The sequence below is a fragment of the Streptomyces sp. NPDC013317 genome (genome assembly GCF_055563155.1).
The window spans coordinates 309,590-335,414 of the sequence record NZ_JBVHDX010000006.1 but is presented as its reverse complement, the minus strand read 5'-3'; the positions used below and the strand labels follow the sequence as shown (position 1 = coordinate 335,414).

The 25,825-nt window shown below is 71.3% G+C and carries 28 protein-coding genes and 3 pseudogenes; 16 read left to right on the top strand and 15 right to left on the bottom strand.

Annotated features, from left to right (window positions below; genetic code table 11):
• Positions 1-25: 25 nt before the first annotated feature.
• The 6 genes and pseudogenes from ACZ3IJ_RS19050 to ACZ3IJ_RS19025 all read right to left on the bottom strand — a co-directional run bounded on the left by ACZ3IJ_RS19050 (position 26) and on the right by ACZ3IJ_RS19025 (position 4,355).
• Positions 26-934 carry an isopenicillin N synthase family dioxygenase gene (locus ACZ3IJ_RS19050; protein ID WP_467469591.1) on the bottom strand — a complete coding sequence of 303 codons (909 nt, stop codon included), beginning with the start codon at positions 932-934 and terminating at the stop codon, positions 26-28.
• Positions 927-1,379, bottom strand: coding sequence for a nucleoside deaminase (locus ACZ3IJ_RS19045; RefSeq protein WP_467469589.1), 453 nt, complete (start codon positions 1,377-1,379; stop codon positions 927-929). The genes ACZ3IJ_RS19050 and ACZ3IJ_RS19045 overlap by 8 nt, the downstream gene beginning before the upstream one ends.
• A 63-nt stretch (positions 1,380-1,442) precedes the next feature.
• Positions 1,443-1,822, bottom strand: a pseudogene (locus tag ACZ3IJ_RS19040) (type II toxin-antitoxin system VapC family toxin).
• Positions 1,823-1,925: 103 nt separating this feature from the next.
• Positions 1,926-2,019 (bottom strand): annotated as a pseudogene (locus tag ACZ3IJ_RS19035) (transcriptional regulator); the annotation flags it as partial.
• A gap of 43 nt (positions 2,020-2,062) precedes the next feature.
• A complete protein-coding gene (locus ACZ3IJ_RS19030) occupies positions 2,063-4,054 on the bottom strand; it encodes a calcium-binding protein (protein WP_467469587.1) in 1,992 nt (663 codons plus the stop codon).
• A 130-nt stretch (positions 4,055-4,184) separates the two neighbouring features.
• The gene (locus ACZ3IJ_RS19025) at positions 4,185-4,355 is read right to left on the bottom strand and encodes a hypothetical protein (RefSeq protein WP_467469585.1); all 171 of its coding nucleotides are present in this window, start codon (positions 4,353-4,355) and stop codon (positions 4,185-4,187) included.
• A gap of 87 nt (positions 4,356-4,442) precedes the next feature.
• Here ACZ3IJ_RS19025 and ACZ3IJ_RS19020 point away from each other — a divergent pair, with 87 nt between their 5' ends.
• Positions 4,443-5,375 (top strand): DMT family transporter, encoded by a 933-nt coding sequence (locus tag ACZ3IJ_RS19020; protein WP_467469583.1) that lies wholly within the window; start codon positions 4,443-4,445, stop codon positions 5,373-5,375.
• Here the strand turns inward: ACZ3IJ_RS19020 and ACZ3IJ_RS19015 are convergent.
• Together ACZ3IJ_RS19015 and ACZ3IJ_RS19010 are read right to left on the bottom strand one after the other, a co-directional pair.
• Complete coding sequence (locus tag ACZ3IJ_RS19015; RefSeq protein WP_467469581.1) at positions 5,281-6,162, bottom strand: LysR family transcriptional regulator; 882 nt, start codon at positions 6,160-6,162, stop codon at positions 5,281-5,283. The two genes, ACZ3IJ_RS19020 and ACZ3IJ_RS19015, sit on opposite strands and share 95 nt — an antisense overlap.
• Entirely contained in the window at positions 6,162-6,548 is a 387-nt protein-coding gene (locus ACZ3IJ_RS19010; protein WP_467469579.1) for a PLD nuclease N-terminal domain-containing protein, read from the bottom strand. Before ACZ3IJ_RS19010 ends, ACZ3IJ_RS19015 begins: the two co-directional genes overlap by 1 nt.
• Positions 6,549-6,637: 89 nt before the next feature.
• On the opposite strand from ACZ3IJ_RS19010, the gene ACZ3IJ_RS19005 reads away from it, so the two are divergent.
• Both ACZ3IJ_RS19005 and mqnP read left to right on the top strand, forming a co-directional pair.
• On the top strand, positions 6,638-8,089 hold the full coding sequence (locus ACZ3IJ_RS19005; RefSeq protein ID WP_467469577.1) for a menaquinone biosynthesis decarboxylase: 1,452 nt from the start codon (positions 6,638-6,640) through the stop codon (positions 8,087-8,089).
• On the top strand, positions 8,086-8,988 hold the full coding sequence (mqnP, locus tag ACZ3IJ_RS19000; RefSeq protein ID WP_467469575.1) for a menaquinone biosynthesis prenyltransferase MqnP: 903 nt from the start codon (positions 8,086-8,088) through the stop codon (positions 8,986-8,988). The genes ACZ3IJ_RS19005 and mqnP overlap by 4 nt, the downstream gene beginning before the upstream one ends.
• Positions 8,989-9,006: 18 nt before the next feature.
• Here the strand turns inward: mqnP and ACZ3IJ_RS18995 are convergent, their stop codons facing one another.
• Entirely contained in the window at positions 9,007-9,933 is a 927-nt protein-coding gene (locus tag ACZ3IJ_RS18995; protein ID WP_467469573.1) for a hypothetical protein, read from the bottom strand.
• Positions 9,934-10,194: 261 nt separating this feature from the next.
• On the opposite strand from ACZ3IJ_RS18995, the gene ACZ3IJ_RS18990 reads away from it, so the two are divergent.
• Positions 10,195-10,878 carry a UbiX family flavin prenyltransferase gene (locus tag ACZ3IJ_RS18990; protein ID WP_467469571.1) on the top strand — a complete coding sequence of 228 codons (684 nt, stop codon included), beginning with the start codon at positions 10,195-10,197 and terminating at the stop codon, positions 10,876-10,878.
• On the opposite strand, the gene ACZ3IJ_RS18985 is transcribed toward ACZ3IJ_RS18990, so the two are convergent.
• Positions 10,875-11,000 carry a hypothetical protein gene (locus ACZ3IJ_RS18985; RefSeq protein WP_467469720.1) on the bottom strand — a complete coding sequence of 42 codons (126 nt, stop codon included), beginning with the start codon at positions 10,998-11,000 and terminating at the stop codon, positions 10,875-10,877. The two genes, ACZ3IJ_RS18990 and ACZ3IJ_RS18985, sit on opposite strands and share 4 nt — an antisense overlap.
• A 126-nt stretch (positions 11,001-11,126) precedes the next feature.
• On the opposite strand from ACZ3IJ_RS18985, the gene ACZ3IJ_RS18980 reads away from it, so the two are divergent.
• The 7 genes and pseudogenes from ACZ3IJ_RS18980 (at position 11,127) to ACZ3IJ_RS18950 (ending at position 16,530) form a co-directional block, all read left to right on the top strand.
• On the top strand, positions 11,127-11,582 hold the full coding sequence (locus ACZ3IJ_RS18980; RefSeq protein ID WP_318104107.1) for an Lrp/AsnC family transcriptional regulator: 456 nt from the start codon (positions 11,127-11,129) through the stop codon (positions 11,580-11,582).
• A 49-nt stretch (positions 11,583-11,631) separates the two neighbouring features.
• Positions 11,632-12,795 (top strand): aminofutalosine synthase MqnE, encoded by a 1,164-nt coding sequence (gene mqnE, locus ACZ3IJ_RS18975; RefSeq protein WP_467469569.1) that lies wholly within the window; start codon positions 11,632-11,634, stop codon positions 12,793-12,795.
• A 4-nt stretch (positions 12,796-12,799) separates the two neighbouring features.
• Positions 12,800-13,324 carry a GNAT family N-acetyltransferase gene (locus tag ACZ3IJ_RS18970; RefSeq protein ID WP_467469567.1) on the top strand — a complete coding sequence of 175 codons (525 nt, stop codon included), beginning with the start codon at positions 12,800-12,802 and terminating at the stop codon, positions 13,322-13,324.
• Positions 13,325-13,376: 52 nt separating this feature from the next.
• Positions 13,377-13,667, top strand: coding sequence for a DUF4229 domain-containing protein (locus tag ACZ3IJ_RS18965; RefSeq protein ID WP_467469565.1), 291 nt, complete (start codon positions 13,377-13,379; stop codon positions 13,665-13,667).
• Positions 13,668-14,039: 372 nt separating this feature from the next.
• Positions 14,040-15,356: a dicarboxylate/amino acid:cation symporter gene (locus tag ACZ3IJ_RS18960; protein ID WP_467469563.1), complete on the top strand. Its 1,317-nt coding sequence runs from the start codon at positions 14,040-14,042 to the stop codon at positions 15,354-15,356.
• A 270-nt stretch (positions 15,357-15,626) separates the two neighbouring features.
• Positions 15,627-15,800 (top strand): annotated as a pseudogene (locus tag ACZ3IJ_RS18955) (helix-turn-helix domain-containing protein); the annotation flags it as partial.
• Between the two features lie 85 nt (positions 15,801-15,885).
• Complete coding sequence (locus tag ACZ3IJ_RS18950) at positions 15,886-16,530, top strand: TetR/AcrR family transcriptional regulator (protein ID WP_467469710.1); 645 nt, start codon at positions 15,886-15,888, stop codon at positions 16,528-16,530.
• Here ACZ3IJ_RS18950 and ACZ3IJ_RS18945 read toward each other — a convergent pair.
• Complete coding sequence (locus tag ACZ3IJ_RS18945; protein WP_467469561.1) at positions 16,481-17,341, bottom strand: MaoC family dehydratase; 861 nt, start codon at positions 17,339-17,341, stop codon at positions 16,481-16,483. The genes ACZ3IJ_RS18950 and ACZ3IJ_RS18945 overlap by 50 nt on opposite strands.
• Positions 17,342-17,427: 86 nt before the next feature.
• On the opposite strand from ACZ3IJ_RS18945, the gene ACZ3IJ_RS18940 reads away from it, so the two are divergent.
• Complete coding sequence (locus ACZ3IJ_RS18940) at positions 17,428-19,299, top strand: AMP-dependent synthetase/ligase (protein WP_467469559.1); 1,872 nt, start codon at positions 17,428-17,430, stop codon at positions 19,297-19,299.
• On the opposite strand, the gene ACZ3IJ_RS18935 is transcribed toward ACZ3IJ_RS18940, so the two are convergent.
• Both ACZ3IJ_RS18935 and ACZ3IJ_RS18930 read right to left on the bottom strand, forming a co-directional pair.
• Positions 19,289-19,537: an SCO4226 family nickel-binding protein gene (locus ACZ3IJ_RS18935; RefSeq protein WP_391800852.1), complete on the bottom strand. Its 249-nt coding sequence runs from the start codon at positions 19,535-19,537 to the stop codon at positions 19,289-19,291. The two genes, ACZ3IJ_RS18940 and ACZ3IJ_RS18935, sit on opposite strands and share 11 nt — an antisense overlap.
• Before the next feature lie 43 nt (positions 19,538-19,580).
• Complete coding sequence (locus ACZ3IJ_RS18930; RefSeq protein WP_467469556.1) at positions 19,581-20,240, bottom strand: pyridoxine/pyridoxamine 5'-phosphate oxidase; 660 nt, start codon at positions 20,238-20,240, stop codon at positions 19,581-19,583.
• 21 nt (positions 20,241-20,261) lie between these two features.
• Here ACZ3IJ_RS18930 and ACZ3IJ_RS18925 point away from each other — a divergent pair, with 21 nt between their 5' ends.
• Positions 20,262-21,032, top strand: coding sequence for a methyltransferase domain-containing protein (locus ACZ3IJ_RS18925; RefSeq protein ID WP_467469554.1), 771 nt, complete (start codon positions 20,262-20,264; stop codon positions 21,030-21,032).
• Here the strand turns inward: ACZ3IJ_RS18925 and ACZ3IJ_RS18920 are convergent.
• Both ACZ3IJ_RS18920 and ACZ3IJ_RS18915 read right to left on the bottom strand, forming a co-directional pair.
• Positions 21,010-22,272 (bottom strand): FAD-dependent monooxygenase, encoded by a 1,263-nt coding sequence (locus ACZ3IJ_RS18920; RefSeq protein ID WP_467469552.1) that lies wholly within the window; start codon positions 22,270-22,272, stop codon positions 21,010-21,012. The genes ACZ3IJ_RS18925 and ACZ3IJ_RS18920 overlap by 23 nt on opposite strands.
• 121 nt (positions 22,273-22,393) lie before the next feature.
• On the bottom strand, positions 22,394-23,563 hold the full coding sequence (locus tag ACZ3IJ_RS18915) for a thiolase C-terminal domain-containing protein (RefSeq protein ID WP_467469550.1): 1,170 nt from the start codon (positions 23,561-23,563) through the stop codon (positions 22,394-22,396).
• A 33-nt stretch (positions 23,564-23,596) separates the two neighbouring features.
• Here ACZ3IJ_RS18915 and ACZ3IJ_RS18910 point away from each other — a divergent pair, with 33 nt between their 5' ends.
• The 3 genes from ACZ3IJ_RS18910 (at position 23,597) to ACZ3IJ_RS18900 (ending at position 25,698) form a co-directional block, all read left to right on the top strand.
• Positions 23,597-23,968, top strand: a complete 372-nt coding sequence (locus ACZ3IJ_RS18910) for an iron chaperone (protein WP_467469548.1) — start codon at positions 23,597-23,599, stop codon at positions 23,966-23,968.
• Positions 23,969-24,061: 93 nt separating this feature from the next.
• Entirely contained in the window at positions 24,062-25,228 is a 1,167-nt protein-coding gene (locus ACZ3IJ_RS18905) for an acyl-CoA dehydrogenase family protein (protein ID WP_467469546.1), read from the top strand.
• On the top strand, positions 25,228-25,698 hold the full coding sequence (locus tag ACZ3IJ_RS18900; protein WP_467469544.1) for a nitroreductase family deazaflavin-dependent oxidoreductase: 471 nt from the start codon (positions 25,228-25,230) through the stop codon (positions 25,696-25,698). Before ACZ3IJ_RS18905 ends, ACZ3IJ_RS18900 begins: the two co-directional genes overlap by 1 nt.
• Positions 25,699-25,825: the final 127 nt, after the last annotated feature.

Sequence of the window (25,825 nt, the reverse complement as noted above, 5' to 3'; positions counted from 1 at the left end):
TTTCGACTCTGTTGCGCAGGTGTTGTCACTCCGTGGCGATCGCGTCGAGCTGGGCCCGGAGGTAGGCGTGGGACTCGATCCCGTGGATGGTGGTCCCGGGGTCGCACTCGTAGAAGTACACGAGTGACATCAGCTCCTCGGCGGGTACGTCGGCGGGCGGCGGAAGCACCCGGTGCCGGCCGGAACGCCAGCGGCCCCCGGTCCAGCCGGCCATCACGTCACCGATGTTGACGGTGAACGCGTCGGGGTCGAAGGGCGCGTCCTGCCAGCCGTGGGCGTCGGTGTGGACCTGGAGCCCGCCCCGGCCCGCCTGCCGGTCGAGGAGGGTGACAGTGCCGAAGTCGGTGTGCGGCCCGATCCGGAACTGGCCGGGCTCCGGCTCGCCCGTCCGCTCCCGCCCCGGGTACCAGTTGATGTTGAAGCCGAACGTGGGGTGGCCGGTGTGCCGGGTGAAGAAGTCCGGCTCCTCGCCGAGGGCGACGCCGAGCAGATCCAGGACGCGGTCGGAGAGCGCCCGCATCTCCGTGAGGTACGCCTGGACGAGAGGCTTGAGCTCGGGCACCTCGGTGGGCCAGGTGTTCGGCAGGAACCACTCGGCGTCCACGGCCGGGTCGCCGGTCGGCTCGTCCGCCGCGAAGGAGAGCGACTCCTTGAGGTCCGGCGGGGTGACCGTGCCCTCGGCGTACCCGTTCGCCTCCGCGCCCGGCCCGAGCCATCCCCGGCCGCCGACCCGCACGGCGTACGGCTCCTTCACTGCGGCCGGGAGGTGGAAGAACCGCCGGGAGACGTCCCGGATCGCCGCCCGCAGGCCGGGGTCGACCCCGTGCCCGGTGACCAGCAGGAACCCGGCCTCGCGCAGGGCGCGGTCGACGGCGGGGAGCTGGGGGCCGGGGTCGCGGCCGAGGTCGATGGTGGGGAGCCTGGCTTCACTCATGACCGATGTCCTCGTTCCACAGGGCGGGATGTTCCGTGACGAACTCCCGCATGAGCGCGGTGCATTCGGGGTCATCGAGCACGAGAACGTCGACGCCGTGCTCGGCCAGCCAGTCGTGGCCGCCGTGGAACGTCTCGGCCTCCCCGACGACGACCCGGGAGATTCCGAACTGCCGCACGAGACCGGAGCAGTACCAGCAGGGGGAGAGGGTGGTCACCATGGTCGTCCCCCGGTACGACCGCTGCCGCCCGGCCGCCCGGAACGCGGCGGTCTCGGCGTGCAGCGACGGGTCCCCGTCCTGGACGCGCCGGTTCCGCCCATGCCCGAGGAGTGTCCCGTCGGCCGCGTAGAGGGCGGCGCCGATGGGGATGCCCCCTTCGGCCCGTCCCGCCCGTGCCTCGTCGAGCGCGGTCGCCAGCCACCGCCGGGCCTCTTCCTCGTCCATGCCGGGATGCTTCCCCGGCGGGGCGGGGAGATCACACCGGGCCAGCAACGAGTCGGATGCGAGTCAGATGCCGACGACGGTGACGCGTCCGGAACACAGCGCGGTGAGGTCCTCGGGATCGGAGGTGAGGACCGTGACGGGGCCGGGGGCGGCGAGGGCGGTGGCGCTGAGCATGGCGTCGATGGCGTACGTGTGTCCGTGCAGCCCGGCGTCGGCGAGGAGCGCGGCTCCGTGCCGGGCGATCGGCTGGGTGACCGGTTCGACGACGAGGCGGGAGAGGGTCCACTCCAGGGCCGGGCGGTTGATGCGGGGATGGACGACCTCCACGAGGGTGGCCGCAGACGTGACCACTCGCATGTCGTCGGCGCGGGCGAGCGCGAGCGAGCCGGTCACGGCCCGGTCGCGCAGCACGGCCTTGGCCAGCCCCTCGCTGTCGAGGCCAAGGTGCCACCCGGTCCGCGGGTGCCCCTGCCACGAACCGGCTGTTCCCTAGGGCGCGTCCGGGGCGTCGACCGGCAGGGTGGTCCGTGCGCGGGGAATGGTCCGGGTCTCGACGATGACGAGGCGCCGGTCGTAGATCCAGAACCCGTGCGACGGCGCGCGCCGTCGGGCGAGCGCCGAGGGGGGCGATGCCGAGCTTCACGTTGGCGAGCCCAGGCAGGCACCGCCCCCGCCCGGGGGCGCTACGGGCAGTTGTAGCGGTAGTCGTTCGCGTCGGTGGTGCACGTGTCGATGCCGGCCCCGCCGTCCACGGCGTCGTTGGCGCCGACGCCGTCCTGGGAGTTGAGGTTGTCGTTGCCGCCCTCGCCGGCGAGCCAGTCGTTGCCGCCCTGTCCGAACAGCCGGTCGGTGCCGGTGCCGCCGCTGATGTAGTCGTTGCCGGCGCCGCCGTAGATCGTGTCGTTGCCGCCGTGGCCGTAGACGGTGTCGTTGCCGCTGAGTGCGCAGATCACGTCGCCGGCGGCGGTGCCGTTGATCGTCTCGGTGGCGCTGGTGCCGACGATGGTGCAGCCGCGGGCGTTGTTGACGGTGGTGGAGAAGTTGGCGTTGTTGTTGGCCTGGTTGGGGTCCTGCTGGACCGACCCGACCGCCACCCAGTCCGTCAGCGTGCCGGTCGCACGCGGCTCGGCGACGACGGTGACGGTGGCAGAGGCGCCGGGGGCGATGTTCCCGAGGCCGCAGTTCATGGTGGTCGGGTTGACCGTGCAGGGACCGCCCTGGCTGGGCGTCGCGGACAGGATCGTCCCGGACCCGCCGGTCAGCGTGTCGGAGATCGAGACCCCCGCCGTCGTGGTGGTGCTGTGGTTGGTCACCCGGATCGTGTACGTGGCGGCGTCGCCGAGACTGATGGTCGCGGGGCCGGTCTTGGTCACCGAGACGTCGACGGTGGGCGGGGGTTCGCTCCCTCCGCCGCCGAGGTAGCGCGCCAGGGCGCGGTCGGAGGCGGCGTCGCCGGCGCTGCCGACGGAGCCTGCGGCGACGATCCTTCCGTCGCCCTGCACGGCCACCGACGCCGCATTGTCCTGGGCGGTGCCGAAGTCGGTCGTCACCCGCCCGTCGCCGCCGAAGTCGGTGTCGAGGCTGCCGCCGGTGTTGTAGCGCACCAGCGCGAAGTCTCCGGCGTACTGGCCGGCGGCGACGATCCGGCCGTCGGACTGCAGTGCCACGCCCTGGACGAACAGGCTCTGCGGTCCGAAGGAGGTCGTCACCGTGCCGTCGCCGTCGAAGGTGGGGTCGAACGCGCCGGTCGTGGTGAACCGCGCCACGGCGAACGCGTTGCCGACCCCGCCGGCGTTGCCTGCCGCGACGATCCGGCCGTCGGGCTGCAGGGCGACGTCACTGACCCCGGCCCCGAATCCGGAGGTCAGCCGTCCGTCGCCGTCGAAGGCGGTGTCCAGGCTGCCGTCGGCGTTGTAGCGGTGCAGGGTGAAACCGGGAGCGTTGCGGTGTCCGGCAGCGATGATCTTGTTGTCGGACTGGAGTGCCAGGCTCGAGACCGCCCCGGGGTCGGTGGCGATGATGCCGTCGCCGTCGAAGGTGGTGTCCGGAGTGCCATCGGCGTTGTAGCGGACCAGCGCCCACCGGTCGATGCTTCCCCCGCCCGCGACGATCTTGCCGTCGGACTGCACGACGACCGCCAGGGCGGTCTCGATCGCGCTGGGGTCGATCTCGGTGACGACCTTGCCGCCCTCGCCGAACGTCGTGTCCAGACTTCCGTCCGGGTTGTACCGGGCCGCCGTCCACGCGCCGTTGCCGGAGAAGTTGGCCGTGCCGCCGACGGCGACGATCTTTCCGTCGGGCTGCAACGCGAGGGCCCGGCCCTCGTCGTTGCCGCTGTCCTGGAAGTCGGTGGTGACGATGCCGTCACCGTCGAACGTGGTGTCCAGGCTGCCGTCCGCGTTGTGGCGCAGCACGACGAAGTCGCTGGACGTCGCGTCGAAGAAGGCCGTCCCCACCGAGACGATCTTGCCGTCCGGCTGGACGACCACACCTCCGCCGCTCTCGTAGCCGGACACGTCCGTGACGACCCTGCCGTCCCCGTCGAAACTCGGATCCAGGTCTCCTGGCGCGGCCGCCGCGACGCCCGGCAGGCTCAGGACGAGGGACAGGGCGAGGCCGGTGACGAGAGCCGCGGCCCCCCGTGGGCGTCCGCGACCGCGATTGATGGTGGACATACCGCTCACTCTCCGCATGGGGCCGCCCGGAGCCGGCCACTGTCAGTGACGGAGCACAGCTTCGGGCGACCACCGGCGGCGCAGGGGGTGCGGCTCGCCGCACTGGACCCACTGGGCGAGGCGATCCCACTCAGGTGAGTGAGCCGGACTCCCGACGCGGGCGGAGCCGCTCGGCCAGGAACGCGAGGATCTCGGCGCGCGCCCGCACGGTCGGGTGGCCGTCCCGGTCGACGGGCGGCAGGGGTGACGATTGCGCGGGACCGCGCCTGCGGCCCTCGCCGCCCGTCATCGGCTTCGCCACCCGTCATCGGCTTCGCCGATGGCCCCATCGGCAGGACGCCCCAGTGGCTCGTGGACCGGTTACGCCCTGCTTCGTAGCGTCGTCGGCATGAGAAACGTGAGTGGAACGCAGACCCGGGGAACCCTCGAACTGACCCTCGCCATGGTGCTCTCCGGCACCCTTGGGATCTTCGTCGTCGAGTCCGGGGCGGAGCCCTTCGGCGTCGTGTTCTTCCGGTGCCTCTTCGGGGCCGTCGCGCTCGGGGTGTACAGCCTGGCGCGGGGGTACTTCACCGGGCACGGGTTCACGGCCGGGAAGCTGGGGATGGCCGCGCTCGGTGGGGTGTTCATCGTCTTCAACTGGGTGTTCCTGTTCGAGGCCTACGAAGCCTCCTCGATCTCCCTCGCCACCGTCGTCTACCACACCCAGCCGTTCTTCCTGGTTCTGCTGGGTGCGCTGCTCTTCCGGGAGCGGATCACCCTCGCCAGGTTCGGCTGGCTCGGGGTCGCCTTCGTCGGGCTCGTGCTCGTCTCCGGCATACGGCCCGGGGACACCGCCTCCCTCAAGGGGCTCGGGCTCGCCCTCGCCGCCGCCGTGCTCTACGCCCTCTCGACCGTCGTCACCAAGCGGATCACCGGGGTACGGCCGCACCTCATCGCCCTCGTGCAGGTTCTGGTCGGGCTTCCCCTGCTGCTGCCCTTTGTCGACATGGGCGGCATGAAGGGCGTCGGCGCCGGCTGGGCCTGGCTCGTCGGGCTCGGGCTCATTCACACCGGGCTCATGTACGTCCTCATGTACGCCGCCTACCAGAAGCTGCCCACCGCCAAGATCGCCGTGCTCGCCTTCACCTACCCCGCCGTCGCGATGGTCGCCGACTGGGCCGTGTACGGGCACCACATCGGGCTCGTCCAGGCGCTCGGTGTTCCGCTGATCGTGCTCGCCAGCCTCAGGGTGACTCTTGCACCAGCCGCCGCGCCTGCTCCACGAACAGTCGCACATGTGCCGGCAGCCGCTTCCCCCTCCGCCACGCGATCTGCGTGAAGAGGGTGAAGGGGGCCTTCCACGGCAGCTCCGTCAGCGTCCCCGTCGCCAGTTCCTCCGCCACCGTGACCCTCGGAAGCAGTGCGATGCCCAGGCCGCCCGCCACGCCCCGCTTGGTCGCCTCCAGGGTCCCGAACTCCATGAACGGCGGCGACCACTCCCGTAGCTCGCGCTCGAACAGGTCGCGGTACGGACAGCCCGGTTCCGTCCCCATCAGCTGGGACGTCGCCACCTCAGCCGACGTCAGGGTCGCACGGGCCGCCAGCGCGTGGCGTGGACTCGCCACCAAGGACAGGGGCTCCTCCGCCAGGACCGCGCTCTCCAGGCCCGCGTGTTCCGTCTCGGGCTCCATCAGGAAACCGATGTCGTACGTCCCCTGGCGCAGCGCCTGCCGCGTCTCGTCGCCGAGCGTCGGGCGCAGCGACAACTGGACCTTCGGGTAGCGGTGGTGGAAGAGCTCCAGGAGCGGGGGCAGACGGTACGACGTCAGCGACTCCATCGTGCCGATCGCGATGGGGCCCGAGGGTTCGTCCGTCTCCGTCACCGCCGTCCTTGCTTCCTCGGTCAGCTCGATGATCCCGCGGGCGTACGGGACCAGGCGCTCGCCCGCCTCCGTCAGACGGATCCGGCTCCCGAGCCGTTCGAAGAGCTCCACGCCGAGCGAGGACTCCAGGGCGCGGATCTGGCTCGTGACGCTGGACTGGGCGTACCGGAGATCCGTCGCCGCGCGCGTGAAGGAGAGGACCGTCGCCACCTTCTCGAAGGTGACCAGGAGCCGGAGCTCCATCAGCCGTCGCTGTCCCTGGCCTCGCCGCCCTGCTCCCGCTTCCTCAGCTCCTCCTCGCGGCGGCGCAGGTCCGCCTCCCAGTCCTTGAGGGCGGTCTCGTCCTGCTTGTTGTCGTCCTGCTTGTTCCCGTCCTTGAGGGACTTGAGGAACTCGGGGTTGTCGTCGGGCGCGACCCACGAGCCCGACGCCGCGCCCCGGGAGGCCGCGCGGCGCTTCTTGCCCGCGGCGAACCAGACGACCGGGCCGACGATCCAGAAGAGCAGGATGATGATGACCCAGACGACCTTGGGCAGGTGCTTCGCCTCGTCCTCGGGGGTGTTGAGACAGTCGATGAAGGCGTAGATCGTCAGCGCCAGCGGCAGGATGAACATCAGCGCCCTGAGCATGTGGGACAGCCCCCTGGATCCAGTGGCGGGGTTCGTTTCGTCGGCCCCGGTGACAGGTCAAGCGTAGCCGGTGGCCGATACTGGGCCCCATGGCTTACGACGATCTCCGCTCGCTGCTCAGGGCGCTGGAGCGCGAGGGCGACCTCAAGCGCATCAAGGCCGAAGTCGATCCGTACCTGGAGGTCGGGGAGATCGTCGACCGGGTGAACAAGGCGGGAGGCCCGGCGCTCCTCTTCGAGAACGTCAAGGGCTCCGCCATGCCGCTCGCGATGAACGTCTTCGGCACGGACCGCCGGCTGCTCAAGGCCCTCGGCCTCACGTCGTACGGCGAGATCAGCGAGAAGATCGGCGGGCTGCTCAAGCCGGAGCTCCCGCAGGGCTTCGTCGGCGTGCGCGAGGCGTTCGGCAAGCTCGGCTCGATGGTCCACGTGCCGCCGAAGAAGGTGAAGGACGCTCCCGTCCAGGAGGTCGTCCTCACCGGGGACGACGTCGACCTCGACAAGCTTCCCGCGCTCTTCACCTGGCCCAAGGACGGCGGGTCCTTCTTCAACCTGGGGCTCACCCACACCAAGCACCCGGAGACCGGGGTCCGCAACCTCGGGCTCTACCGCCTGCAGCGCCACGACAAGCGCACCATCGGCATGCACTGGCAGATCCACAAGGACAGCCGGAACCACTACGCGGTGGCCGCGGAGCGGGGCGAGCGGCTGCCCGTCGCGATCGCCTTCGGCTGCCCGCCCGCCGTGACGTACGCGTCGACGGCCCCGCTGCCGGGTGACATCGACGAGTACCTGTTCGCGGGGTTCGTGCAGGGCAAGCGGATCGAGATGGTCGACTGCAAGACCGTGCCGCTCCAGGTGCCGGCGCAGGCCGAGGTCGTCATCGAGGGCTGGCTCGAGCCGGGAGAGATGCTGCCGGAGGGTCCCTTCGGCGACCACACCGGTTTCTACACGCCGCAGGAGCCGTTCCCGGCGCTGAAGATCGACTGCGTGACGATGCGGAAGCGTCCGCTGCTCCAGTCGATCGTGGTCGGCCGGCCGCCGACGGAGGACGGTCCGCTGGGGCGCGCGACGGAGCGTTTCTTCCTGCCGCTCCTCAAGATCATCGTGCCGGACATCGTGGACTACCACCTGCCCGAGTCGGGCGGCTTCCACAACTGCGCCATCGTCTCGATCGACAAGAAGTACCCGAAGCACGCGCAGAAGGTCATGCACGCCATCTGGGGCGCGCACATGATGTCGCTGACCAAGCTGATCATCGTGGTCGACAAGGACTGCGACGTGCACGATCTGCACGAGGTGTCCTGGCGGGCCCTCGGGAACACCGACTACTCCCGTGACCTGACGGTCGTCGAGGGTCCGGTGGACCACCTGGACCACGCCTCGTACCAGCAGTTCTGGGGCGGCAAGGCGGGCATCGACGCCACGAAGAAGCTCCCCGAGGAGGGCTACACCCGGGACGGCGGCTGGCCGGACATGGTGGAGTCGGACCCGGCGACGGCCGCCCTGGTGGACCGCCGCTGGAAGGAGTACGGCCTGTGACCACCGCGGCCGTACCCGGCGCCGAGCCGGGCCGTACGAAGGCCTTCCTGCGGCTCGTGATGATCGAGCACTCGGTCTTCGCGCTGCCCTTCGCCTACATCGCCTCGCTGACCGCGATGTTCCAGCTCGACCGGAATATCCACTGGGGGAAGCTGCTCCTCGTCACCGTCTGCATGGTGGGGCTGCGGACCTTCGCGATGGCCTGCAACCGGATCATCGACCGCGAGATCGACGCCCGTAATCCGCGGACGGCCGGCCGCGAGCTGGTGACCGGGGCGGTGTCGGTCCGGTCGGCGTGGACGGGGGCGGGCATCGCCGTCGTCGTCTTCCTCGGGGCGGCGGCGCTGCTCAACCCGCTCTGCCTGGCCCTCGCGCCGCTCGCCGTGGTGCCGATGGTGGTCTATCCGTACGGCAAGCGGTTCACCAACTTCCCGCACGCGATCCTCGGTCTCGCCCAGGCCATAGGGCCGATCGGCGCCTGGCTGGCGGTGACCGGGGAGTGGTCCTGGGACGCGGTGATCCTCGGCTTCGCGGTCGGGATCTGGATCGGCGGCTTCGACCTGATCTTCGCCTGCCAGGACGTCCAGGCCGACCGCGCCCAGGGCGTCATGTCGGTGCCCGCCCGCTTCGGCGTCCCGGCGGCGCTCTGGGGCGCCCGCGCCTCGGCGGTCGTGACGACGGGTCTGCTGGTCTGGTACGCGCTGGCCACCGACGCCGGTCTGTTCTTCTGGATCGGCCTCGTGATCGTGATCGCGGCGTTCTGCTACGAGCACACGATCGTGAAGCCGCACGACCTGTCCCGGCTGAACCGCGCGTTCTTCACGACGAACGGCTTCATCGGCATCTCGCTGTTCCTGTGCGCCCTGATCGACCTGGTGGTGCGTGGCCTGACCCTCTGACGGCCGGGCGCCAGGCCGTCAGTCGATCTCGAAGCGCGGCCGGACCGGTCCGGCCGGCCGCGCGGGCGGCGCCGCGGCCGGAGCCGGAGCGGCGGCGTCGGCCTCGGGCGCGCCCATCTGGCGGAAGCCGCCCAGCGGGTTGCTCCAGCTGTCGGTGCTGCTGTCCGAGTCGTAGTCCGAGTTCGACCCGACGTCCGCGGTGATGTTCTCGCCCTCGCGCGGGGCGCCGCTCCTGTCGTTCCGCCGCTTGATCGAGTCCTGCAGGGTGTTCGGGTTCTCCAGGAGCGGGAGACCGAGGCCGGGTGCGGGCTCGCCCGTCGCGGCCTGGAAGACCGAGCGGGCGAAGGTGGTGCAGTTGAAGGTGGCCAGGTTGTAGGCGTGGCCTTCGTTCGCCCGGATGTACTCCCGCGCCCTGTCGTACTGCTCCTCCGTCAGCTCGGCGGTGAGCCGGGACGTCGAGCTGTCCGGGCTGTCGTGGTTCCTCTTGACCTGACCCTTCACCGACCGGAACGGCTTGTCGCGGGCGACCTTCTCGGCGGGGAAGAAGCCGTACGACTTCCAGGTCTCCTGCCCGCCCTCCTCCTTGTAGAGGGCGACCCAGGCATGCCCGAAGGCGAGGTTCCCCCAGTAGTCGAGGTGGTGGCTGCGGCTGTTCTTCGCCGTCTGGATCTGGATCCGGTACCGCGCCCCGCCGGACTGGCTCCGGCCACCCTGCGTCCCGCCGCCCGGGTCGCTCCCGTCCTCCACCCGCTGGATCGTGTGCTGCCGACCGAGCGCGCGGACCGCCGCCGCGTTCCCGACGGTGCGCTGCAGCGCGTGCACATGGGCGGGCGTGAGGTGCTGGGGCTGCCCGGGGAGGTGCTGGTCCCGGGCTTCGGGCGCCCGCCGCTCGCGCCCCTGGCCGGGCGCGGACTCGGCCGCTCCGAGGTCTCGTCGAGTGAACATGGCCGCTCCGGAAGGCGTGATGTCAGGACGTGCGCGTCCGCAGTCTCCCGGCGGCGCGTCCGGCCGGTCCAGGCCCCCGAGGGCAGAGCCGGGGGCACGACGGGGCGGCTCCGGGCGGCCCGGGGAGCCCCGGCGGCCCCGGCGGGGTGATGACCCGGGCACGCCTTTCCCCGGGGGCGGGTTCGGAGCCGGGGCGTGGTCGAGGTCGGCAGGACGGCCTGAGGGGGCGGTGGCTCCACGCCGCCGGATAGGCTCGGCGGCGTGGAGCCGGTAGAGGAAGAGCAGCGTCGTCCCTGGGTGGTCGGGGTGTCCGGGGCGTCGGGGACCCCGTACGCCGCCGCCGTTCTGCGGGGGTTGCTGGCAGCGGGGGAGAGTGTCGACCTGGTCGTCTCGCGGGCGTCGCGGCTGACGCTGCTCGACGAGACGGGGATCGCCTTCCGGGACGCGCACTGGCGCGAGGACCTGGCGGCGTGGCTGGCGCGGGGCGCCGACGGGAAGCCGGGGACGTTCGCGCCCGGCATCGACGACGTGCGGTACTGGGCGGCCGGGGATCTGGCCGCCGGGCCGAGCAGCGGCTCGTACCCCGTGAAGGGAATGCTCATCGTGCCGGCGTCGACCGCCTCGGTGGCGGGCGTGGCGCTGGGGCTTTCGAAGGACCTGCTGCAGCGGGCTGCGAGCGTGACGCTCAAGGAGCGGCGGCCGCTGGTGGTCGCGGTGCGGGAGACCCCGCTGAACGGACAGACGCTGAAGCACCTGGTGGCGCTGGACGAGGCGGGCGCCGTGGTGCTGCCCGCCTCTCCGGCGTTCTACGCGGGAGCGACGCACATCCAGGATCTGGTGGACTTCGTCGCCGGGCGGGTGCTCGACGCGGCAGGGGTGCCGCACCGGCTGTACCGCCGTTGGGAGGGAGAGCTCGGTGCTGCCGCGAGCCCTCGTAAGGACTAGCGCTTCTTCGCGGCGCGCTTCTGTTCGGCGCGGCGGGAGGCGGACGGACGGTGGGCACGCGAGCGGTCGGCCATCTCCTGCAGCTCACGCATGCGGGCATGGGCCATCTCGATCGTGTACACGGTGAACACCACTCCTGAAAGATCGTCTTTGTTCAATTGAAAGATTCACAGGGCGTCGACCCCTGTGTACCTTAGATTCTATACCTAAACTCGCGGTATCGCTGGACAATGGAAGGCTTCATACCTATGGACGCCGTGGACAGGCAGCTCATCCAGGCTCTGCGCGAGAACGGCAGGGCTTCGTACGCCGAACTCGGCCGGCTCGTCGGGCTCTCCGGCCCCTCCGTCACCGACCGGATCAACCGCCTGGAGGCGGCCGGCGTCATCACCGGCTACCGTGCGACGGTCGACGCCGCCTCGCTCGGCCTCGGTGTGACCGCCCTCATCGGCATCTCCCTCTCCGACGCCGCCGACCACGAGGACGTGGCCCGCCGTCTGAAGGACCTCGCCGAGATCGAGGACTGCTGGTTCATCGCCGGCGACGACTCGTACATGCTCAAGGTGCGGGTCGACGACGTCGACGGACTGGAGAAGACCATCCGCCGCCTCTCCGGCACCAAGGGCGTCTCCCGCACGCGCACGACGATCGTGCTCTCCACCAAGTGGGAGAACCGGGTCGGGGATCTGCCCGAGGAGGGCTGAGAGTACGGTGGGTGGAGCCTGAAATCGTCAGACATGAGAGGCGGCCTGCATGGACGCGGGACTCAAGCGCGAGCTGGAGCAGAAGGTCCGTTCCGGAGAGCGGCTGAGCCGCGAGGACGGCATCGCTCTGTACGAGTCCGACGACCTGGCCTGGCTCGGCGGCCTGGCCCACGAGGTCCGGACCCGCAAGAACGGTGACGTCGTCCACTTCAACGTCAACCGCCACCTCAACATGACGAACGTGTGCACCGCGTCCTGCGCGTACTGCTCGTTCCAGCGCAAGCCGGGCGAGAAGGACGCGTACACGATGCGCATCGAGGAGGCCGTCCGCCTCGCCAAGGCGATGGAGAACGAGAACCTCACCGAGCTGCACATCGTCAACGGGCTCCACCCCAACCTGCCCTGGCGCTACTACCCGCGCTCGCTCTCCGAGCTGAAGAAGGCGCTGCCGAACGTCTCGCTCAAGGCCTTCACCGCCACCGAGATCCACCACTTCGAGACCATCTCGGGCATGTCGGCCTCCGACATCCTCGACGAGCTGATCGAGGCCGGCCTGGAGTCCCTCACCGGCGGCGGCGCGGAGATCTTCGACTGGGAGGTCCGCCAGCACATCGTGGACCACCGCACCCACTGGGAGGACTGGTCCCGGATCCACCGCCTGGCCCACTCCAAGGGTCTGAAGACGCCTTCGACCATGCTGTACGGGCACATCGAGGAGCCCCGGCACCGCGTCGACCACGTGCTGCGGCTGCGTGAACTCCAGGACGAGACGAACGGCTTCCAGGTCTTCATCCCGCTGCGCTACCAGCACGACTTCGTCGACATGCAGGACGGCAAGGTCCGCAACAAGCTCCAGGCGCGTACGACGATGGCGACGGGCGCGGAGGCGCTGAAGACCTTCGCGGTCTCCCGGCTCCTCTTCGACAACGTGCCGCACGTCAAGGTCTTCTGGGTCATGCACGGCGTGCAGACCGCCCAGCTCGCGCTCCAGCACGGCGCCGACGACATGGACGGCTCGGTCGTCGAGTACAAGATCACGCACGACGCCGACAACTACGGCACGCCGAACAAGCTGGGCCGCGAGGACCTGCTGGAGCTGATCCGCGACGCCGGCTTCCGCCCGGTGGAGCGCAACACGCGGTACGAGATCATCCGCGAGTACCCGGGACCGGACGCCGACCGCCGCGAGTCCCCCCAGCCGATGCGGGTCTGACGCCGTGAGCCTCACGTTCGAACTCGACCCCGAGGTCACCCCCGCGCTGCGCGACGGCGTCCTGCGCCTCTGGACCGACGTCTCCAACGCGGGCGGTGCCGTCGGCTTCGTCCCGCCGGTCACCCGGGACGAGGTCAGGCCCGAGCTGCTCAAGCACCTCGTCGCGATGGCCGAAGGCCGGATGCGGCTCGTCGTCGGGTACGAGGAGGACGGCACCGTCGCCGCCACCACCTTCGTCGCGTACAACACGCACCGGTTGATGCGGCACTGGGTCTGGCTCTACACGGTCATGGTCCACCCCTCCCACCAGGGCAAGGGGTACGGCCGCGACCTGATGGCCGCCGTCGAGGACGCGGTCCGCGGCTTCGAGGGGATCGACGCGATACGGCTCGGCTGTCGCGGCGGCACCGGTGTCGACCGCTTCTACGGCTCCTGCGGCTACAAGGAGGTCGGGCGGGTGCCCGGCGCCATCCGGGTGGCCGAGGGCGACGACCGCGACGACATTTTCATGCTGCTCCCCCTGAATTGATCCAATTCGGGCCGTGCTTCACTGGACGGGCAATCGAGAGAAAGGGGCCGTCGTGGCCGCGAACGGGACGGGCGCTGCGACCCTCCGCTACACCCTCATGCGACTCGGCGTCTTCGTCGGCTGCTTCTTCGCCCTCTGGGGTCTCGTCTACGTCGGCGTGCTGCCGCGCGGCCTCGGCGACTCCAACCTGCTCTGGGTACTCCTCCTCGCCATCGTGATCTCCGCGCCGCTCAGCTTCGTGCTGCTGCGCGGACAGCGGGACGCGATGTCCGCGCAGATCGTGGCCAAGGTGGACCGGGCCAAGGGCCGCCTGGCGGAGAACCGGTCGCGCGAGGACGTGTAAGCCGGAGTCCGGGACGTGTAAGTCCTGGGTAAGTTTCATCACAGCACAAACACCCCGATCGAGAGCTTCGAAGGCTCCTGACCGGGGTGTTCTGCGTTTCGGAGGCGGAGAGGGCTCTCGGCATCTCAAAGAAGGTCTTTGAGGTTCTCAAAGTTCAAGTGTTAACGTACCTGCCATGACGACAGCACTGCGCCTCCTCGATGCCGCGAGCACCCCGCTCGTGGCGCGCCTGCATGTCGATCTGTGCCGCTGTATGTCCGCGGTCTGTTGCCGCGAGCTCTGACCCCGGCATCATGCGGCGGTACCGCAGAAACGCGTGTGTACCGCACCCCCGTCCCCGTATTTCCCGATACGCACCGCTGGAGTGTGTCTGTGTCCGCGTCCGCGTCCACGCCCGAGACGAAGTCCCCGGCTTCCTCCCGAATACCCAAGATCCCCTTCTGGGCCCAGATCGTCGCCGGTCTCGCGCTCGGCGTCCTGCTCGGCTGGCTCGCCCGGAGCCAGGACGTCAGCTGGCTGAAGGAGACCCTCGGCCAGGTCGGCGACATCTTCGTCCAGCTCCTGAAGCTGGCCGTCGCCCCGCTCGTCTTCTTCGCGATCCTGGTGTCGATCACCAACCTCCGCAAGGTCAACAACGCCGCCCGGCTGGCCGCCCAGACCCTGGTCTGGTTCATGATCACTTCGCTGATCGCGGTCGGCATCGGCCTCGCGATCGGCCTGCTCACCAACCCGGGCGCCGGCACCGGCCTCACCCCGCAGGACGGCGAGCTGCCGAAGCGCGAGGGCACCTGGATCGACTTCCTGACCGGGATCATCCCGTCCGATGTCATCACGCCGTTCACCGAGCTGAACGTCCTTCAGATCGTCTTCATGGCCGCCGTCGCCGGCGTCGCCGCCCTGAAGCTCGGTGACCGCGCCAAGCCGATCCTCGCCTTCTCCGAGTCGGTCCTGGAGCTCCTCCAGAAGGCCCTGTGGTGGGTCATCCGCCTCGCCCCCATCGGCACCGTCGGCCTCATCGGCTTCGCCATCGCCGACTACGGCTGGGAGCTGATCGGCAAGTACGCGACGTTCACCGCCGACGTCTACATCGGCTCGGCCCTCGTGATGTTCGGCGTCTACCCGCTGCTGCTCGCGACGGTCGCCAAGGTCAACCCGGTCCAGTTCTTCAAGGGCGCCTGGCCGGCCATCCAGCTGGCCTTCGTCTCGCGCTCCTCGGTCGGCACCATGCCGGTCACCCAGAAGGTCACCGAGCGCCTCGGCGTCCCGAAGGAGTACGCCTCCTTCGCCGTCCCGTTCGGCGCCACGACCAAGATGGACGGCTGCGCCGCGATCTACCCGGCGCTCGCCGCGATCTTCATCGCGCAGATCTTCGACGTACAGCTGGGCATCCAGGACTACCTGCTGATCGCCTTCGTCTCGGTCGTCGGCTCCGCGGCCACCGCGGGCCTCACCGGCGCGACGGTCATGCTGACCCTGACCCTCTCCACGCTGGGCCTCCCGCTGGAGGGCGTGGGCCTGCTGATGGCGATCGACCCGATCCTGGACATGATGAGGACGGCGACGAACGTCGCAGGTCAGGCGCTGGTCCCGGTCGTCGTCGCGGCCCGCGAGAAGATCCTGGACGTCGACGCCTACAACTCCGCGTCGTCCTCCCCGATCGAGGACCGCGAGCCGGCTCTCGCCGCGTAACGCTCAGGCGCACAGCCGCCGTCGATGCCCTTGCCCCGAACACGGGGGCGGGGGCATCTCGGTTTTCCGGGCATGCGCCGGGGCGCGTCGTCTCGCGCTCCGGTGGTCTGCGTGTCCCAAGGAAAGGGAACGGGTGAGACCCCACCCGACCACTCGCCGCCCCCTCAACTCCCTTCGCCGCACGAACGGGTGACACGGTTTCGGGAGGGTGGATCGGTGCGGTGTGGTCTGCCGCAACAACGGCATATGCAACTCGGCCCCCGACAGGATCACCCGGCGCGTTTCCTGGAGTACCGCCTCACGGCCCTGCTGCCGCCGCCGCTCCCCGCCGCCCCCGCGCCTCCGCCCGGACCGCCGCCCCTGACCACCTGCGACGGCTGCGAACGCGCCTTCCGCAGCCACGATCCCGAGGAGCGGTGCGGCGACTGCCGGGCCGCGGCCTGAGGCGACCGCACGTAGGCTCTTCCCTGGTGCAGGCGAGTGGGGTGGGGGAAGGGTGGCCGAGGTGGCTGGCGCGAAGGTCAAGCGGATGCCGCGGGAGGTGCGGGAGCGGCAGATGATGGACGCCGCCGTGCAGACCTTCGGGCAGCGGGGGTATCAGGCCGCGTCCATGGACGAGATCGCCGAACTCGCCGGGGTCTCGAAGCCGCTGGTCTATCTGTATCTGAACTCCAAGGAAGAGCTCTTCACCGCCTGCATCCGGCGGGAGGCACAGGCGCTGCTGGCCGCCGTCGCGGCCGGGGTCGACGCCCGGTTGCCGGCCGAGGAGCAGTTGTGGGCCGGGCTGCTGGCCTTTTTCACGCACACCGCCGAGCACCCCGACGGCTGGGCCGTGCTCAGCCGGCAGGCGCGGACGCAGGGGGAGCCCTTCGCGAGCGAGGCGGGGCGGATGCGGGGCGAGATCGTGGCGTACGTGGGGACGCTGATCGGGGCCGCCGCGGAGGCCACCCATCGTGAGACGCACCGGGATCCCGAGCTGGCCGAGCGGGACGTCGCCGGCCTCTCCCAGGCGCTCGTCGGGGCCGCGGAGTCGGTGGCCACCTGGGCCAACGAGACGCCCGGGATGACGGCGTGGGAGTCCGCGGCGACGCTGATGAACTTCTCCTGGGCCGGGCTCGGCAACCTCATGAAGAGCGAGCGCTGGTCTCCTCGGGCCGGTTCGGATCCACGATGAGGTGCAGGCGGTCACCCGTCCTCAGCTGGACGCGGCCGCTGTCGTCGGTCGTGTGGGCCACTGTCGAGGGCAGGAGCAGGGGCGCCTTGAATTCGGCCTTCACGTAAGTCAGTTCGTTCTCGGCGTCCCGTTCCGCCAGGCAGCGCGCGAGCGTCCACATGCCGTGTGCGACCGTCCTCGGGAAGCCGAAGGCCCGGGCGGTCAGTGGGTGGAGGTGGATCGGGTTGCGGTCGCCTGACACGGCCGCGTAGCGGCGGCCCAGGTTCCGGGGGAGGTGCCACTCCGCGGTGGATGCGACGGCCGGGAGCGGGTGTGCGTCGCGCGGTGGGGCCTTTGCGGTGGTGTCGTGGCGGGCCAGGTAGCCGCTCGCCGACTCCCAGACCAGCCGGCCGGCCAGCCGTGCCTCCGTCACCATCGTGACCTCGGTGCCCCGGTGGTGGGGTGTCGACTCCCGTGCGTGCACCGTGATTTCGGGGCGGTCGGCCGCCGTGAGCGGGGTGTGCCGGGTGATCGTGATCCAGGTGTGGACGAGCCCGAGCAGGGGGAGCGGGAAGTCCCGGCGGCTCATCAGCCGCATCGCCTGCGGGAAGCCGAGGACGTGGGGGTAGGTCAGGGGGAGCGGGCCGCCCGCGACGTGCCGGAAGCCGCAGAGGCGGGCGTACGCGGCGAGGCGGTCCTCGTCGACGCGCAGGGGGCCGCGGGTGATTTCGACCGGGGGCGGCGGGACGTCCGGGCGGGCCCGGGTGAACGGGGCGCGGGCCACGGCGCCGGTCAGGGCCAGGAGGTCCGTCAGCGCGTCACGCGTCGTCATGGTCCCAACTCCTCGCCTGGTCTTGGATTTACTGAAAAGTAAGGTTACTCATAGGTCAGTAGTCCGTAGCGACCGAGGAGCCGCACGTGCCCGACAACGAGCCGCAGCCGTACGTCACCGTCGTCGCCGGAAGGGTCCGCGAGGCCTCCGTGCCCCCGCTCGTGCCCCCGGTCCGGCGCGGCTCGCTCGCCGACATCCCCTACGACAACGCGCGCGCGGAGCCGGGCGCCGTCGCCTTCTCCCGCAAGCGCCCCGACGGCACCTGGGAGGACGTCACCGCCTCCGCGTTCGCCGCCGAAGTCCACTCCGTGGCCAAGGGGCTGATCGCCGCGGGCCTCCAGCCCGGGGACCGGCTCGCCCTGATGGCCCGTACCACCTACGCGTGGACTCTGCTCGACTTCGCCGCCTGGGCCGCCGGGCTGATCACCGTCCCCGTCTACCCCACCTCCTCCGCCTTCCAGACCCGCTGGATCCTCCAGGACTCCGGCGCGGCCGCCTGTGTCGTGGAGGACACCGCCCAGGGCCGGCTGGTCTCCACCGAACGCCGCGGACTGCCCGGCCTCGCCCACCTCTGGGTCCTCGACTCCGGCGCGGTCGACCAGCTGCGCAAGGCCGGGGCGCACGTCCCCGACGAGGCCGTGACCGCCCGGCGCGGGCTGCTCACCCCCGAGACCTTCGCCACCCTCGTCTACACCTCGGGCACCACCGGCCGCCCCAAGGGCTGCGCGCTCACCCACGCCAACTTCTTCGCCGAGGTCGACAACGCCATCGCGTTCCTCCACCCCGTCTTCCGCGAGGTGAGCAAGGAGGTCCCGTCGACGCTGCTCTTCCTGCCGCTCGCGCACGTCTTCGGCCGGATGGTCGCGATCGGCTGCGTACGGGCCCGGGTGCGGCTCGGGCACGCCCCGTCCATCGAGAACGGCGACCTGCTCGCCGACCTGGCCGGCTTCCGGCCCACGTTCCTCCTCGCCATCCCGTACGTCCTGGAGAAGGTCTACGACTCGGCCCGGGCGACGGCGGAGCGGAGCGGCCGGGCCGGTTCCTTCGATCGCGCGGCCCGCGTGGCCCGCCGGTACGGGCACGAGGACGAGCCCTCGCTGGGGCTGCGCGCGGCGCGGGCGCTGTACGACCCGCTTGTCTACCGGCGGATCCGGGAGGCGCTCGGCGGCCGGGTCCGGCACGTGATCTGCGGCGGATCGCGGCTGGCGACCCGGCTCTCGGAGTTCTACTCGGGCGCGGGCATCGAGGTCTACGAGGGGTACGGCCTGACGGAGACCTGCGCCGCCGCGACGGTCACCCCGCCGCGCCGCCCGCGCACCGGGACCGTCGGCCGGCCCCTGCCCGGCACGGCGGTACGGATCGCCGAGGACGGCGAGGTCTGGCTCAAGGGCGGTCATGTCTTCGCCGGCTACTGGGACTCCCAGCGCGGGGTCGCGCTGCCCTACACCGACGAGGGCTGGTTCCCGACGGGTGACCTGGGGGAGCTGGACGAGGACGGCTATCTACGGATCACCGGCCGGAAGAAGGACATCCTGATCACCTCGGCGGGCAAGAACGTCGCCCCGGCCCCGCTGGAGGACTGGATCCGCGCCCACCCGCTGGTCGGCCAGTGCATGGTGCTGGGCGACGACCGCCCGTACGTCACCGCCCTGATCGTCCTCGACCACGACGGTCTCGTGCACTGGCGGCGGATGCGGAAGAAGGACCACATCGCGCTCGGGGAGTTCGCCCGCGAGGAGGAGCTCCTCGCGGTGCTCCAGCGCGCCGTGGACGACGCCAACCGGCTGGTGTCCCGGGCCGAGGCGATCCGCGCGTTCCGCGTCCTGACCGGCGAGTGGTCCGAGGCCAGCGGCCATCTGACGCCCTCGCTCAAGCTCAGGCGGGGCGCGGTGCTGCGCGACTTCGCCCGCGAGATCGAGGCGATGTACGGGGGCGAGGGCGCGGCGGTCACACCATGAGGCTCACTTCGTGGATCTCGTCGGCGGCGTGGCCCGTGCGGGCGTGGATGCGCTGGACGGCGTCGGCCGAGGGCCCGTGGGACAGGCAGTAGACCGTGCCGGACTCCGGGTCCGCCCAGGCCTTCTCGAAGTGGACGCCCTCGTCCTTCTCGATCGCGAGGTCGGCGGCGTGCGCCTCCCTCAGCTCGTCTGCGGTGATCCCCACCATGTTCCGGTGGACATCCATGTACATACCCATGGTTCTCGCACCTCCTCCTCTCATGGTGCGCCCCGGCCGGCGGTCACGGCCAGAGCAGCTCGGTGACCCAGCCGCCGGCCTCGCGGCGGTAGCGCAGCCGGACGTGCCGCCGCCGCTCGTCGCCCTGGAAGAACTCGACCTCGTCCGCCTCCAGGACGTACAGCGTCCAGCTCTCGGCGTGGGCGCCCGGCTCCGCCTCCGCCCGCTCCCACGCGGCCTCGCTCACCCGGCGCAGCTCCTCCTGCGACTCCAGCACCTCGCTCTGCCTGCCCACCAGGGCCGAGGCCAGCGCCCCGGTGGTGCGGGCGTGCAGATCGGCGTACGCCTCGTCCCGCGGGGACGTGGAGACCCGGCCGCGGACCCGGACCTGGCGGGCCTGGCGCGGCCAGTAGAAGCCGAGCGCGGCCTCGGGGCGGGTGGCGAGCTGGCGGCCCTTCGCGCTCGTGGAGTGCGAGGCGAAGTGCCAGCCGCGCTCGTCGGCGCCGTGCAGCATGACCGTACGGACGTCGGGCCGGCCGGCCTCGTCCACGGTCGCGAGCGACATGGTGTGCGGCTCGACCTGCCCGGCGTCGGCCGCGGACACGAACCAGTCGTGGAAGAGGGGCAGGGGCTCGGCGGGCGCGGTCCCGGGGGCGAAGCCGGGAAGCTCGGTGTCCCAGACGCTCAGCGAGCGGAGGGCGTGGTCGAAGCGGGAGTCGTTCATGGTGTCCATCATGATGGGCTTATGGCACGTTCCTTCGAGGACCTGATCGGTGAGGCCGAGGCGGCGCCCGTCGCGGGCTGGGACTTCTCCTGGCTCGACGGCCGGGCCACCGAGGAGCGCCCGTCCTGGGGCTACCAGCGGATCCTGGGCGACCGCGTCGCCGGGGCCTCGGCCGCGCTGGACATCCAGACCGGCGGCGGCGAGGTACTGGCCGGTGCCCTGCGGACCGGTGCGGGGAAGCCCGCGGTGCTGGCGGCCACCGAGTCCTGGCCGCCGAACGTCGTGAAGGCCACCCGGCTGCTGCATCCGCTCGGCGTCGTGGTCGTGGCCGACCCGGACGAGCCGCCGCTGCCGTTCGCGGACGCGGCCTTCGACCTGGTCACGAGCCGTCATCCGGCGACCGTGTGGTGGTCCGAGATCGCCCGGGTGCTGCGTCCCGGCGGGACGTATCTGGCCCAGCACGTCGGCCCCGCCTCGGTCTTCGAACTGGTCGAGTTCTTCCTCGGTCCGCAGCCCGAGGAGGTACGGCGGAGCCGTCACCCCGACGACGAGAGCGCTCAGGCGCGCGCCGCCGGCCTGGACGTGGTCGATCTGCGTCCGCAGTCGCTGCGGACGGAGTTCTTCGACATCGGCGCGGTCGTGTACTTCCTGCGCAAGGTGATCTGGATGGTGCCCGGCTTCACGGTGGAGGCGTACCGGGACCGGCTGCGGGAGCTGCACGAACGGATCGAGCGGGAGGGCCCGTTCGTCGCGCATTCGACCCGCTTCCTCATCGAGGCCCGCAAGCCGTAGCCGGCCGGACCGGCGCGGTCGGGTACTCCTTCAGCGGGACCGCGTGGGACGCGCGCTGGATGTCGTCGCGGATCTTCCTGGCGATCAGGTTCTTCCACGGCGTGCGGGGGAGCGTGCGGACCATCAGCATGCGCAGGGCGATCTTCCAGCGGGAGGAGACCGTCATCTCCTTCGCGAAGCCGGCCGCGAACCGCTGGTTCAGCTCCACGCCCGGCCGCATGACGCGCTCGTACCCGGCGAAGGCCGTGCGGTGGTCGCCGTGTGCGGCGGCGAGTTCGCCCGCGAGGACGTACGCGCCGGTGAGGGCGAGGCCGGTGCCCTGGCCCGAGGCGGGGGAGGTGCAGTGGGCGGCGTCGCCGAGGAGGACGACGCGGCCGCTCGACCAGCGGTCCATCTCGATGAGGGCGATGGCGTCGAAGTAGAAGTCGTCGGCTGCGGCCGCGTCCGCGACCAGCCGGGGGATCTCCCAGTCGTCACCCGCGAAGGCGTCGGCGAGCAGCCGCTTCTGGGCGTCCGGGTCCCGGTGGTCGTAGGAGAGTTCCCCGGGCGCGGCGAAGACGAAGCAGTTCTTCGCGGTGTGCGCCTGCTCGCCCGCCGTGCTGTAGACGGAGACCAGCTTGTCCGGGCGGGCGTGGTAGGTCTCCCAGCGGGTGAGGCCCAGCCGGTTCGGTCCGGTGAAGATCGAGATGTACGCGCCCAGGTAGCGCCGGAAGCGCCGCTCGTCGCCGAAGACGAGGCGCCGGGTGTTCGAGTGCATGCCGTCCGCGCCGACCACCAGGTCGAAGCGGCGGCGCGCCCCGCTCTCGAAGGTGACGTCGACGCCGTCGCCGTCGTCGTGGAGGGCGGCGATCGAGTCGCCGAAGAGGTACTCGACGTTCTCGCGGGTCCGTTCGTACAGGATCCGGGCGAGGTCGCCGCGCATGATCTCGTCGTCCTGCTCGGCCCGGCCGCCGAAGATCTCCGCGGGCATCTGTCCGACCGTGCGGCCCTTGGCGTCGACGTACGAACCGCCGGCCATGTCCGTGGACGCGGCGCGGATCTCGTCGAGGATCCCGAGCCGCCGGCAGACCTCGACGGCGGTGCCGCGGATGTCGACCTTGTAGCCGCCGGTGCGGAGTTCGGGGGCGCGTTCGACCACGGTCGGGGTGAAGCCGTGGCGGTGGAGCTGGAGGGCCAGGGCCGGTCCGGCGACGGAGGCGCCGGAGATGAGGACCGTCTTGTTCGCGGGCGTGTGCGTCATGGCGGGACTCCTCGTCGGGTGGGTGCGGGGCCGTGGCGGCCCCGCACCCATGACTATACGGACGTCCTACACGCTTGTCTATGACGGATGTATAGATCCGGGGCGGCGGTGCGGCCCGGCCTCAGCCCCGGCCGAGCACCACCGTCCCCGACGAGCAGAACCAGCCCCCCGTCCCCGACGCCACCGCCAGCTCCGGCAGGCTCCCGTCCGCCCGGCGCACCTGGAGTCCGGGAGCCTCCCCGCGCAGCTGCCGTACCGCCTCCACCAGCAGGAACAGGCCCCGCATCCCCGGATGGCAGGCCGAGAGTCCGCCGCCGTCCGTGTTCACCGGCAGGTGGTCCTTCTCCTCGACGAACGGGCCGCCCTCGCCCTTCGCGCAGAAGCCCAGGTCCTCCAGCGTCACCAGCGTCATGTACGTGAAGGCGTCGTAGATCTCCGCGAGATCGACGTCCTCCGGTCGCACTCCGGCCCGCTCGAAGGCGAGCCGGCCGCTCACCGCGGCCGGGGAGACCGTGAAGTCCTCCCACTCCGACATCGTGGTGTGCGAGACGTGCTCGCCCGTGCCGAGGACCCACACCGGCGCCTTCGCCGTGTCCGGTACGTACTCCTCGGCGGCGAGCAGCACCGCGCAGCCGCCGTCGCTGCGGATGCAGCAGTGGAGCTTGGTGAACGGGTCGGCGATCACCGGGCCGCCGAGCACCTCGTCGACCGTGACGGGTTCGCGGAACATCGCCTCCGGGTTGAGCGCGGCGTTCGCCCGCGCCTGGACGGCGACCTCGGCGAGCTGCTCCAGGGTCGTCCCGTACTGGTGCATATGGCGGCGGGCCGCCATCGCGTACTTGGCGATCAGGGTGTGGCCGTAGGGAACCTCGAACTGCAGGGGCCCGCGCGCCCCGAAGGAGAGGTTCGACGTGCGCCGCCGCGCCTTGATGTCGGCGCGGGCGGTCGAACCGTAGACGAGCAGGACGGCGTTGGCGTGGCCCGCGGCGATGGCGTCGGCCGCGTGGGCGGCCATGACCTCCCAGGTGGCTCCGCCCACGGCGGTCGAGTCAACCCAGCGGGGGCGCAGACCCAGGTACTCGGCGACCTCGACCGGTGCGAGGGTGCCGAGCCCCGCCGAGGCGAGACCGTCGATCACCGAGCGGTCGAGTCCGCTGTCCGCGAGGGCGCGGCGCGCCGCCTGGGCGTGCAGAGTGTAGGGAGTGGCCTCGTCGACCCGGCCGCAGTCGGAGAGGGATATGCCGACGACGGCGACGCGGCGCCCGGCGCGGTTCCGTGAAGTGGTGGGCATAAATCTGACGGTACATCAGATAGGGAGAATCCGATGCCGAGGAGTACGGCCGAAGACGTCGACACCTACCTGGCCGAGATCGTGGAGCCGGACCGTCTGACGGCCCTCGTGCGCCTGCGCGAGCTCTGCCGCACCGAACTCCACGGCTTCGAGGAGGCCATGGCCTACGGAATGCCCGTGTACCGGCGGCCGGGCGGGGAGCCGGAGATCGCCTTCGCCTCGCAGAAGCAGTACATCTCCTTCTATCTGATGCGACCGGACGTGCGGGAGGGCTTCGAGGAGCGGCTCGCGGACCAGGACATGGGCAAGGGGTGCCTGCGGTTCCGGCGCCCGGAGCGCGTCGACTTCACCCTCGTACGGGATCTGCTGCGTGCGACGGCGACGGCGCCGGGCGACGTCTGCTGAGGGGGCCCGCCGAACAACGTGTCCCTCCAGGCTCTGGGTTTCTTCCTCCGGGCGCCCTAGCATGACGGGCCGTCAGATACGGAGGGGAGCTCCATGGACGCCGCCTTCACCGCGGAGCAGGACGAGATCCGCCGCACCTTGCGCGAACTGCTCGCCAAACGCTCCGGACCCGCCGAGGTCCGCGCCGCCGTCGCGACCCCGGAGGGGTACGACACCGATCTGTGGGGCCGGATGTCCGGCGCCCTGGGTCTGCCCGGGCTCGCCCTGCCCGAGGAGTACGGAGGCGTCGGCTGCGGCCCCGCCGAACTCGCCCTCGCCTGCGAGGAGACCGGCCGGGCGCTGGCACCCTCGCCCCTCCTCGCCACCGCCCTCCTCGCCGCCCCGGCGATCCGCGCCCTCGGCGCCGAGCGGCAGCGCGCCGAGCTGCTGCCGCGCATCGCCGACGGCTCCCTGACCTGCGCACTCGCCGTCCCCGGTGCCTCGCTGGCGCTCGCTCTCGGCCTGACGGGCGACAACCGGTCCTGGGTCGCGGGCGGCGGCCGGGCCGGCGGTGTCCAGGCGCGGGCCACGGACGAGGGATGGCAGCTGTACGGGGAGGTGACCCAGGTCCTCGACGGGCACAGCGCCGGGCTGCTCGTGGTAGCCGCCCACGCCGGCGGCTTCGCCCGGAGCCGGACCCTGCTCTTCCTCGTCCGCGGAGAGGCGGCCGGACTCGTCCGCACCCGGCAGCCGACCCTGGACGCGACCCGCTCCCAGGCGGCAATCCAACTCCGTGACGTGAAAGCCGAGTTGCTCGGCGAGGAGCCGGTCGACGTGCTCGGTACGCTGGCCGCGACCGGACGGGCGGCGGCCGCGGCTCTCGCCGCCGAGGCGATCGGCGCGGCCCAGGCCGCCCTGGACCGCACGGTCGAGTACGTCGGCTCCCGTGAGCAGTTCGGGCGGCCCGTCGGCTCCTTCCAGGCGATCAAGCACCGGATCGCCGACCTGTACGTCCAGGTGGAGGCGGCGCGCTCGCTCACCTACGGAGCCGCCCGCGAACCGGCGACGGGCGCGCTCGCCCTCGCGGCGGCCCTGGAGGCGCTGCGGACGGTCGCGGGCGAGACGATCCAGCTCCACGGCGGCATCGGCTTCACCTGGGAGCACGAGGCGCATCTGTACATCAAGCGCGCCACGGCCGACGAGCTGCTCTTCGGTCCCGCGCGCCGGCTGCGCGAGCGGGCGGCCCAGGTGACGGGCCTCTTCGGAGAGGTGGCGGCCTGATGCCGGTGGGGGTGCGTCTGATGCAGAAGGTGTCGTCCACGAGAACGTTCGCGAAGGTCGCCCCGCACTTCATCCCGGCCATGGACCGGGCCGTGCACCGGCTGACGCGCGGAAAGGTGCTGCTGAGCGCCCAGATGCTGCCCGGGGTGGTCCTGACGGCGAAGGGTGCCAGGTCGGGGCAGCCGCGTGTGACGCCCCTCGCGTGCATGCCGGAGCCCGCCGGTACCTGGCTCCTGATCGGGTCGAACTTCGGGCGCGACGGGCATCCGGCCTGGACGGCGAACCTGCTGAGACACCCGGACGCGGAGGTGAGCTGGCGCGGCGAGGCGATCCCGGTGCGGGCGGAGCTGCTGGCGGGGGAGGAGCGGGCGGAGGCGTGGCGCGCGGCGCTCGCCTTCTGGCCGCCCTACGCGACGTACCAGCAGCGGGTGGAGCGCGAGATCAGGCTCTTCCGCCTGACGAGGCGCTGAGGTCCCGGAGCGGCGATCCCCGAGCGGAGGTGCCGGAGCAGAGGGCCTGGAGCGGAGGTCCCCGGGCGGCGGCGATCCCGGTCCCACCCGTCGCCGGACAGGGAAACGCCGACGGCGGTCTCGCGAA